The sequence below is a fragment of the Micromonospora sp. NPDC018662 genome (genome assembly GCF_044391475.1).
Classification (GTDB): Bacteria; Actinomycetota; Actinomycetes; order Mycobacteriales; family Micromonosporaceae; genus Micromonospora.
The window spans coordinates 96,484-105,813 of record NZ_JBISAC010000003.1 but is presented as its reverse complement, the minus strand read 5'-3'; the positions used below and the strand labels follow the sequence as shown (position 1 = coordinate 105,813).

Genomic DNA, 9,330 nt, shown 5'->3' with positions numbered 1-9,330 from the left:
GTGCGGGCTGGGGGCGGGCCCGGCTCGGCGTGGCCGCCGGTGGGGAGGGACCGGGGTGTGGACGGTCAGTTCGACGACATCGACCAGTCCACGGTGGCTCGTCCGGGGTCGGCGACCAGGATCGAGTGCTGGAGTCGGCGCAACCGGACCGACGGCTCCAGGCCCAACTCCTGGACGAGGGTGCTGCGCAGCCGCTGGTAGACGCCGAGCGCCTCACCGCGCCGACCTGAATGGTGCAGCGCCACCATGAGTTGCGCGTGCAGCGACTCGTGTGTGCGGTAGCGGTTCACCAGAGCGGTCAGCTCACCGAGCAGTTCCCGGTATCGACCGAGGCGCAGGTCGGCATCGATCCGCTGGTCGACGGCGGAGAGCTTGGCCTCCTCCAGACGCTGCCGTTCGATCGTCAGCAGGCGGCCCGTACGCACGTCGGAGAACGCTGGCCCCTTCCACAACGAGAGCGCACCGCGCAGTCGTCGGGAAGCCCCGGAGAAGTCTCCGGCCGCGACCGCCCGGTAACCGGAGGCGGCACGACGTTCGAACTCCTCGGCGTCCACGGCCCTCTCCCCGACCTGGAACTGGTAGCCACCCGGCAGCGTGGCCAGGATCTTCTTCGCCTCTTGCTGTTCGCCGTGCTTGCGCTGCGCGGCTGTGATCAACTCGCGCAACTGCAGGACGTAGGTCTGGAGGGTGTTGCGTGCACTGCGAGGAGGTTTGGCGCCCCAGAGTTCCTCGATCAGCGTCGACGGCGACACCACCTGGTTGCCGCGCATGGCCAGCAGCGCGAAGACCTGTCGGGGTTTGGGTGCTGTCGGCAGGATGGAGATCCCGGCCATCTGCACGTCGAGCGCGCCCAGCACGCACACGTCGATCGGCGGCTCTTCCGCGCACGTCTCCACTAAATACTCCTCATCAATTCTTCGATTCCCCAGCACATTTCTCAACCGGCCGGCAGACCCGGCGACAATCGGGTGCCGGCAGACATCGACAGGCGGATCGCAGCCCTCGCCCGGCGCACTCGTGCGGTGGCGGTCGCGGATGCGATCGCCACGCGAATGGACGATGACAAGGGGACAATCCGGCCGTGTCTCCCGGTTCGAGCGGGCAAGGCACGGGATTCCCGTCAGAGCAATTATTTCCACGGGACGAACCATAATGGACAATGCGACGATCGCCTGTCACGGCATGTTCCGACCAGTGGCATCACTACCTAACCGACATGACCTTCACCCTTGGCGAAGAGGCGAAGACCGAACCTCGCTCGACGCCGGCCCCGGGCATGCCGGGCCACCGCCCGCCACTACCGCACGAGGCCATCCGACCACTCCGCGCAAAGTCTATCGAACCTCGTCGTGCCCTGCAGCGGCCACGAACGACGGCCGGACGGACCGGACGGTCAGCGCCACGGCACCGACACCCGGGCGGCCGGCACGCAACGGCGACCGCTGCCGTCGAGGTCACCGACGTTGCACACCGGTGGCACCACCGGCCCGGAAGCGTCACATGGCGGTCGGCGGGCACCACCGGTGAACACCGCGGGGCGCGCCCTGATCGACTGGACGGCCCCTGCTCTGACCTGCGCAGACCCCGCGATCATCGTCGGAGCGTGGCATCTTGAGGACAGAAAGTTGCAGCCTGGATGGAGATTGTGGCAAGAAGTTGCCACCCGAGGGGGTCGACGTGGGATCAGTGCCGTCGCACCGTCACCGGCATCCGCCGCGCACCGAAGAGCCCGTCCGGGTGGTACTCGATCCGCGCACCGGGCGTGATCCGCAGGTCAGCGAAGTTGTCGAGCACCGCCTCCAGCGCGATCCGGCCCTCCAACCGGGCCAGCGGGCCGCCCAGGCAGTAGTGGATGCCATGACCGAAGGCGATCTGCTGCTGAAGGCGGCGACGCGGATCGAAGCGTTCAGGGTTCGGGAACTGCCGTTCGTCGTGGTTGGCGGAGACGATCGACCCCATCACCATCCGGTTGGCCGGCACGGTGACGCCACCGATGGCAGTCTCCCGGGTGGTCACCCGGGCCATCACCATGATCGGCGGGCGGTAGCGCAGGACCTCCTCGATCACCTGGGGGATCCGCGAGCGGTCGGCGCGCACCTCGGACCCGATCCGCGGGTTCTCCTCGATGCAGAGCACCGTGTTGCTGAGCAGCAGCGAGGTCGAGATGTGGCCGGCCATCAGCAGCAACCCGCCGAACTCAGTGATCTGGCGGTCGGTCAACCGGTCGCCATCCACCTCCGCGTCGACCAGGCGCGAGATCAGGTCCTCACCGCGCCGCTTCCTACGGTCCTCGACGTGCTGCTGCAGATAGTCGTGCATCTCGCGAAGCGGCGTCCGGACCATCTGCTGGAACTCGTCGCCGGACTCGTCGCCGAACTGCCGCTCCACCGCGTCGTCGACCTGCACCGACAGCATCCGCTCGGACCAACTGCGGAACAGCGACTGGTCCTCGGCGGGAACACCCAGCAGTTCGGCGATCACCACGACGGGAAGCTGGAACGCGAAATCCCGCACCAGGTCGAACTCGTCGCCCGGCACGTCGCGAAGCATCTGGCCGGCGAGTTCCACGATGCGCGGTTCCAATCCGGCCACGGTGCGCGGGGTGAATGCCTGACTGACCAGGCTGCGCAGCTTACGGTGCATCGGCGGATCGATGACCGACAGGATCTCCTCGCTCAACGGGCTGGAATCCGGCCGCAGCCGGCCGAGCTCGGAGGAGAAGACCGTGGGGTCGGAGGCCACCGCCAGCACGTCGGCGTACCGGTAGACGTGCACCACCCCGTAGGCGTCCTCCCGCACCGGCCGCTCGTCGCGCATGGTTCGCAGCCAGGCGAACAGCCGATGTCCACCGTCGACCAGGCTCGGTGGAGTGTCGAGTGCGTCCTGCGTCATCGTCGGCTCCTTCAGCCTGGGCGGACCGCCCGTCGGATCCAGCCGGTGGGCGACCTTGGGGTCGAGTCGGGGACTCGCGGGCTCCGCGACGGCACGACACTCTCCGACAACAGCATCGCCGTCGATCGCGGCACGAGGTGGATCCTGGCCGCTCCGGCTGACACGATGCTGATCGCCACCTGAGGGGACACCCGCGCCGGCGCCGCCCGCATCACCGGCGGACGACGGGAGCCACGGAACGATCAGCCCCGGCCTTCGTCGACGTACACCTGGTGGCGAGCCTCAGCGAACACCACCTCGGCCACGGCGTGGAGAGTCCCACGTCGGTCGTGCTCGGCGCGGCCGAGCTGGTCGGCGCGATCGTCGCCGGATACCTCTGCCTGCCACCAGTCCGAAGGAATACCGCGGTCGGAGCACGGACTGGCCGGATGACGGACCATCTCGTCAGGGCGAGAGGTCGCCGGACGTCAAAGCCAGTCGTGTTCGCGGGCGTACCGGGCCGCGTCGTGGCGGGTCCGGGTCTGGGTCTTGCGCATGGCGTTGGAGAGGTAGTTGCGCACGGTGCCCGGAGCGAGGTGCAGCCGAGCGGCGATGTCGGCGACCGAGTAGCCCTCACCGGTGACCCGCAGCACGTCGACCTCACGGTCGGTCAGCGGGCAGTCCTCGGTGACGGCGAGCGCGGACACGTCCGGGTCGATCCAGCGTCTGCCCGCGTGCAGGGTGGCGATGACCGCTGTGATGTGGGCCGGCTCGGCGGACTTGCTGACGAAGCCCTGCACGCCGAGCCGCAGCGCCTTGCGCAGCACGCCCGGCCGGGCGTGCCGGGTCAGCATGAGGATCACCTGCTCCGGCCGCACGCGGCGGATCTCCGCGACCGCGTCCAGGCCGTCCACGCCCGGCATCTCCAGGTCGATGACCAGCACGTCGGGCTGGTGTCGCAGGGTCGCGGCGATCGCCGTCTCGCCGTCGGTGGCCTCGGCGAGCACGGTGATGTCGCCCTCCATCGGCAGCAGCGCGGCCAGGGCCATCCGCAGCAACGCCTCGTCGTCGGCGAGCACGATGCTCGTCATCGGCCGTCCTCCCTCGCCACCGTGGCGGCCGCGTCGGCGCGGGCGGGCGCGAAGACCGCAGCCGTACGGAACCGCCCGTCCCGCTGTTCCACGGACAGCTCGCCACCGTCGCCCGCCACCCGTTGCCGCAACGCCGCCAGTCCCCGCAGCTCGGGAAGACCCGTGGCGGTCACACCGTCGTTGACGATCGTGATGCCGGTCTCGGCGAGCGTGATCTGCACCTGGGCGGCCTGCGCGTGGCGCAGGATGTTGGTGGTGGTCTCCCGCAGCACCTGGCCGAGCAGTTCGCTGACGCGGGCGTCGACCTCGGCCTCCCGGGTCACCCGGACCCGGATGCCGGCGGCCTCGAAGAGGTTCTTCGCGTTCTCGATCTCCGCGGTGAGGTTGAGCCGCCGCTGGGCGTACGCGAGTTCCTTGGTCTGCGCGATGGTGTCGCTGACCAGCGCGTACGTCTCCCGCAGCTCCTTGGCCGCCCGGGCGGTGTCGCGGTCCAGCAGCCGCTGCGCCAGGGCGATCTTGAGCTTGACCACGTGCAGGGTGTGGCCCTGGATGTCGTGCAGGTCGCTGGCGAACCGGACCCGCTCCCGGACCACGGCCAGCTCCGCCTCGCGCTCCCGGGTCTGTTCGAGTTCCCGGATGAGGTCGTAGAACCGCTCCCCCAGCACCGTCAGGGCCGTCACGACGACGGTGAGGACGGTCGGGATGAGCACGTAGGTCACCAGGACGTCGACGAGGTCGTCCCGCTGCACCAGCAACCGCGTCGCGCCGATCACGGCGACGAAGCAGAACAGCCCGGCCATCACCAGGGCCCGTCGCCGCCGCACCTCGCGCAGCGCGAGCGAACCCACGGCGCAGATCCCCCAGTACGCGTTGGGACTGCCGGTCACCAGCACCCCCAGCGGCCACACCGCTCCCGCGACGACCGCGCAGGGCAGCACGAACCGGGCGAGGCCGCCCGCCGTCCACCGCTCGAAGGCCACCAGGGCCGCCACCGCCCCGGGCGCCAGGACGGCGACGTGCCACCAGGTACGCGCGTCGATGTAGACCAGGATCACGGCGGCGAACACCACCGGCGGCAGCGAGGCCGCGAGGTTGAGCCGGCGCAGCCTCCTCTGCGTCGACGCGGTGAAGCGCGGCGATGGTGCGGTCACCGTCCCAGTATCCGGCTGCTCGCCGTCCCGACCAGTGACACCACGTCACATCCGGTCGTGACACGGCGCCACTGCCACGCCGGGCCCACCCGGGCTGTGATGGGTGCATGTCCACCACACCCGTCATCGAAGTCGACCGGCTGAACCTCACCTACGGTGACTTCCACGCCGTCAAGGACCTCTCCTTCGAGGTACGCCCCGGGGAGCTCTACGCGCTGCTGGGCACCAACGGGGCCGGCAAGACCTCGACGCTGGAGGTCGTCGAGGGACACCGGAGGCAGACCTCCGGCACCGTACTCGTCTTCGGACATCGCCCCGGTGATCGGCGGGCGGTTCGTCCCCGCACGGGTGTGATGCTCCAGGAGAGCGGCTTCTCCCCCGACCTCACGGTCCGCGAGTCCGTCGGTCTGATCGGGCGGCTCAGCGGGCGCCGCGACGACGTCGACCGGGTGCTCGACCTGGTCGACCTCACCGACCGGGCTTCCCGGAAGGTCTCCCAACTGTCCGGCGGCGAGAAGCGGCGGTTGGACTTCGCCACCGCCGTCTACGGCACGCCGGAGCTGATCGTCCTGGACGAGCCGACCACCGGTCTGGACATTCAGTCCCGCGACGCCGTCTGGGCGACCGTCGACCGGCTGCGCGAGGACGGCACCACCATCGTGCTCACCACGCACTACCTGGAGGAGGCGCAGCAGCGCGCCGACCGGATCGGGCTGATGCACCAGGGCACCCTCCACCGCGAGGGCACCGTCTCCGAGCTGACCCGCAGCCTGCCGGCCGTGATCCGCTTCTCCCTCACGGAGCCGGCGCCGATGCTGCCGGTGCAGGCCGCCGTCGACGCCGACGGGAAGGTCGTGATCGAGACCTTCGCCCTGCAGAAGGACCTGCACGCCCTGCTCGGGTGGGCCCAGGACCACGCGGTGGAGCTGCGCGACCTGCACGCCGGGGCGACCCGGCTCGACGACGTCTTCCGCGCCGTCACCCGCTGAACCTTTTCTCGAACCGGAGCGTCCCATGTTGTCCATCGCGTCCAGCGAGCTGATCCAGATCTTCCGGAACCGGCTGGTGCTGATCACCAGCCTGATCATCCCGGTCATTGTCTCCGCCGTCTTCGTCCGCCAGCACGAGATCTTCGCCGACATCGGCAGCCTCGGCTACATCGCGGCGATCGTGCTGTTCACCGTTGCCGCGTTCGGGCTCTACGCCACCGCCGTCACCACGTTGGCCTCCCGACGCCAGAACCTCTTCCTGAAGCGCCTGCGCTCCACCGCCGTCGCCGACTCCACCATCCTGGCCGGCCTGCTGCTGCCGCCCACCGCGATCGCGGTGGTGCAGGTGGCCGCGATCCTGACCGCGCTGGCCATCGTCGCCGGCGGGCCGGCCAACGTCGCCCTGCTGGTGCTGGCGGTCCTGGCGACCCTGGCCATGATGATCGGCCTGGCCCTGGCCACCGCCGGACTGACCAACTCTCCCGAACACGCCCAGGTCACCACCCTGCCGGTCACCCTCGGCGTGATCGCCGTGGCCACCTGGGTGGGCATCTCCGGCACCGAGAACCTCGCCTGGCTCAAGCGGCTGCTGCCCGGCGGCGCCGCCACCGAACTGGCCAGGAACGCCTGGAACGGTGGCGTCGCCGTGACCGACTCCCTGCTCCTGCTCGCGCCCACCCTGGGCTGGGTCGTCGTCGCCGTCGCCCTGGCCACCCGACTCTTCCGCTGGGAGCCCCGCCGATGACCACCGCACCCCGCACGGACCCATCGACTCTGGTGGAGGATCTCCTGCTGCTGCTGTTCCAGCCCCGGTCCGGGACCATCGCGGGCGAGAACACGCTCTTCTACGTCCTCGGTGGTGCCGTCCTCGCGGACCTCACCCTCGGCGAACACGTGACGACGGAGGCCCGGGGCCGGATCAGGAGTGTGGCGGGTAACCCACCGTCGGACGACCTCCTGCGCCCGGCGTGGGACTACCTCTTCGCGAAGCCGAGGGGCGCGCAGACCGCCCTCGCGGCGATCGGCCCCCCGCTGCGCGAGCCGGTGCTGGACAGGCTGATCGCGCGAGGCGACATCGACCAGGAGCCGCGCAAGACACTCGGTCTGTTCCGCACGACAGCCCTCCGGGAGGGTGAGACCGGACGCCGGGCGGGTCTGCTCGCCGACGTCCGACGAGCCCTCTCGGAGGGCGGGCCGCCACCGGCCCGCATCGCCGCGCTCGCGGCACTGCTCTCGGCGAGCGGCACTCTCCCGCAGTTCCACCGCGAGATCCCGTGGACGTCATCGGTGATCACTCGGGCCAAGGAACTCGAGCGCGGCGACTGGGGAGCCGACGCCGCGGCGCAGGCCGTGACCCGCACCATGACGGCCACGGTCGTCAACAGCGTCATCGCGGCCGTCGTCGTGCTTCCGCGCGGCTGATGCGACCGAGCCGATAGGCTGGATCTCACCGGGAGGGTGAGGTAGGAGCAGGGGGCAGCAATGACCGTCACCATCCGGATCGGTGAACTCGCCGCCCGCACCGGGGTCAGCGTGCGCTCCCTGCGCTACTACGAGGAGCAAGGGCTGCTCACCAGCCAACGCAGCCCGAGCGGGCACCGCCGCTACGTCGAGGGTCAGGTCGAGCGGATCCGGTTCATCCAGCGGCTGTTCTCCGCCGGCCTGAGCAGTCGGACGATCGTCGACCTGCTGCCCTGCGTCGAGTCCCCGAATGCGGACACCTCCGAGGCCGCCTTCGAGCGCATGAGCCAGGAGCGGGACCGGCTCGACCGGCACATCGAGGATCTGATCACGACCCGTGCGGCACTGGACGAGCTGATCGCCGCCAATCGCGCGCACCGCACGGAACTCACCAACGCGTGAGCCGCGTCGGCAGCGCGATCGCCAGGCGGCTCGCCGCTGTCGGCCCTGCGGCGGGTCGGCACGCCGGAGGAGGTCGCGGACGTGGTGGCCTTCCTCGCCTCCCCGGCCGGCCGCTGGGTCACCGGTCAGGTGATCGACGCGTCCGGTGGCGCGCATCTCGGCTTCGCCGTCGGCCAGGGGCCGCCGGACGTGACGTGACCGTGTCGTCCGCCACGTCACACCCACAAGGCTTGTATCTCACATCAATGTCAGATTCTACGGTGAGGGCATGGCATCACTCTTCGACAATGTCCTTCTCGGTCGCCTCCGGCTTCCCAACCGGATCGTGATGGCCCCGATGTCGCGGGTACGGTCCAACCCCGAGGGGCTCGCGACCGCGTCGATGGCGACGTACTACGCGCAACGGGCCAGCGCCGGCCTGATCATCACCGAGGGCGTGCACCCCAGCCCGGTCGGACAGTCCAACCCGCGCACGCCGGGGCTGCACACCCCGGCCCAGGTCGACTCCTGGCGACAGGTCACCGCCGCGGTGCACACCAACGGGGGCCGGATCTTCGCGCAGATCATGCACGCGGGTCGGGTCAGCCACCCGGACACGACCGGCCACCAACCGGTCGCGCCCTCCGCGGTCGCCGCCCGCGAGACGTACGTGTTCACCCCGACCGGACCGCAGCTCGTGCCGACGCCGCGGGCGCTGTCGACAGCCGAGGTACCGGGCGAGGTGGAGTCCATCGCGGCAGCGGCACGGAACGCGATCCAGGCCGGCTTCGACGGCGTGGAACTGCACGGCGCGAACGGATACCTGATCGGACAGTTCCTCTCCGGCAACGCCAACCTCCGCACCGACCGCTACGGCGGTTCCGTCTCCGGGCGCATCCGGTTCGCCGTGGAGGCGGTCGCGGCCACCATCGACGCGGTCGGCGCGCACCGCGTCGGGTTGCGGTTGTCGCCCGGCGCCGGCATCGCCGACGCCATCGACACCGACATCGCCGAGGTGTACGGCGCGCTGCTCGCCGAACTCGTCCCGCTCGGACCGGCGTACGTGCACCTGACCGGCACCGACGAGCAGGTGCTGCGCGGACTGCGCCGCGCATGGCCCGGCACGCTCGTCGTCAACCCCTCGGCGGCGAACAATCCGGTGGCGGCGACCCGGGACGACGCCGAGCGTTCGCTGGCCCACGGGGCGGACCTGATCTCGCTCGGCCGCGCGTACCTCGCCAACCCCGACCTGGTCGAGCGGTTCCGGGCGGACCTGCCGCTGGCGGTCGCCGACCCGGACACCTACTACGTCGGCGGCGACGACGGCTACCTCACCTATCCGCCGTACGCCCACCCACGCCCGACCACGACGTCGGTCTGACGTGG

The 9,330-nt window shown here is 70.3% G+C and carries 10 protein-coding genes; 6 read left to right on the top strand and 4 right to left on the bottom strand.

What is annotated here, in order from left to right; all coding sequences use genetic code 11:
- Positions 1-65: 65 nt before the first annotated feature.
- The 4 genes from ACH495_RS10385 to ACH495_RS10370 form a co-directional block, all read right to left on the bottom strand.
- Positions 66-896: a BTAD domain-containing putative transcriptional regulator gene (locus ACH495_RS10385; protein ID WP_396857421.1), complete on the bottom strand. Its 831-nt coding sequence runs from the start codon at positions 894-896 to the stop codon at positions 66-68.
- 787 nt (positions 897-1,683) lie between these two features.
- Positions 1,684-2,892 (bottom strand): cytochrome P450, encoded by a 1,209-nt coding sequence (locus tag ACH495_RS10380; protein WP_396857420.1) that lies wholly within the window; start codon positions 2,890-2,892, stop codon positions 1,684-1,686.
- A gap of 467 nt (positions 2,893-3,359) precedes the next feature.
- Positions 3,360-3,962, bottom strand: a complete 603-nt coding sequence (locus ACH495_RS10375) for a response regulator (protein WP_396857419.1) — start codon at positions 3,960-3,962, stop codon at positions 3,360-3,362.
- The gene (locus ACH495_RS10370) at positions 3,959-5,113 is read right to left on the bottom strand and encodes a sensor histidine kinase (RefSeq protein ID WP_396857418.1); all 1,155 of its coding nucleotides are present in this window, start codon (positions 5,111-5,113) and stop codon (positions 3,959-3,961) included. Before ACH495_RS10370 ends, ACH495_RS10375 begins: the two co-directional genes overlap by 4 nt.
- Positions 5,114-5,220: 107 nt before the next feature.
- Between ACH495_RS10370 and ACH495_RS10365 the strand changes: the two genes are divergently transcribed.
- From ACH495_RS10365 to ACH495_RS10340, 6 genes are all read left to right on the top strand, one after another.
- Positions 5,221-6,102 carry an ABC transporter ATP-binding protein gene (locus ACH495_RS10365; RefSeq protein ID WP_396857417.1) on the top strand — a complete coding sequence of 294 codons (882 nt, stop codon included), beginning with the start codon at positions 5,221-5,223 and terminating at the stop codon, positions 6,100-6,102.
- 25 nt (positions 6,103-6,127) lie between these two features.
- Positions 6,128-6,847, top strand: coding sequence for an ABC transporter permease (locus ACH495_RS10360; protein ID WP_396857416.1), 720 nt, complete (start codon positions 6,128-6,130; stop codon positions 6,845-6,847).
- Complete coding sequence (locus tag ACH495_RS10355; protein WP_396857415.1) at positions 6,844-7,524, top strand: GPP34 family phosphoprotein; 681 nt, start codon at positions 6,844-6,846, stop codon at positions 7,522-7,524. The genes ACH495_RS10360 and ACH495_RS10355 overlap by 4 nt, the downstream gene beginning before the upstream one ends.
- Before the next feature lie 72 nt (positions 7,525-7,596).
- Complete coding sequence (locus ACH495_RS10350; RefSeq protein ID WP_396858030.1) at positions 7,597-7,965, top strand: MerR family transcriptional regulator; 369 nt, start codon at positions 7,597-7,599, stop codon at positions 7,963-7,965.
- Between the two features lie 36 nt (positions 7,966-8,001).
- The gene (locus ACH495_RS10345; protein ID WP_396858029.1) at positions 8,002-8,163 is read left to right on the top strand and encodes an SDR family oxidoreductase; all 162 of its coding nucleotides are present in this window, start codon (positions 8,002-8,004) and stop codon (positions 8,161-8,163) included.
- A 70-nt stretch (positions 8,164-8,233) separates the two neighbouring features.
- Positions 8,234-9,325 (top strand): alkene reductase, encoded by a 1,092-nt coding sequence (locus ACH495_RS10340; RefSeq protein WP_396857414.1) that lies wholly within the window; start codon positions 8,234-8,236, stop codon positions 9,323-9,325.
- Positions 9,326-9,330: the final 5 nt, after the last annotated feature.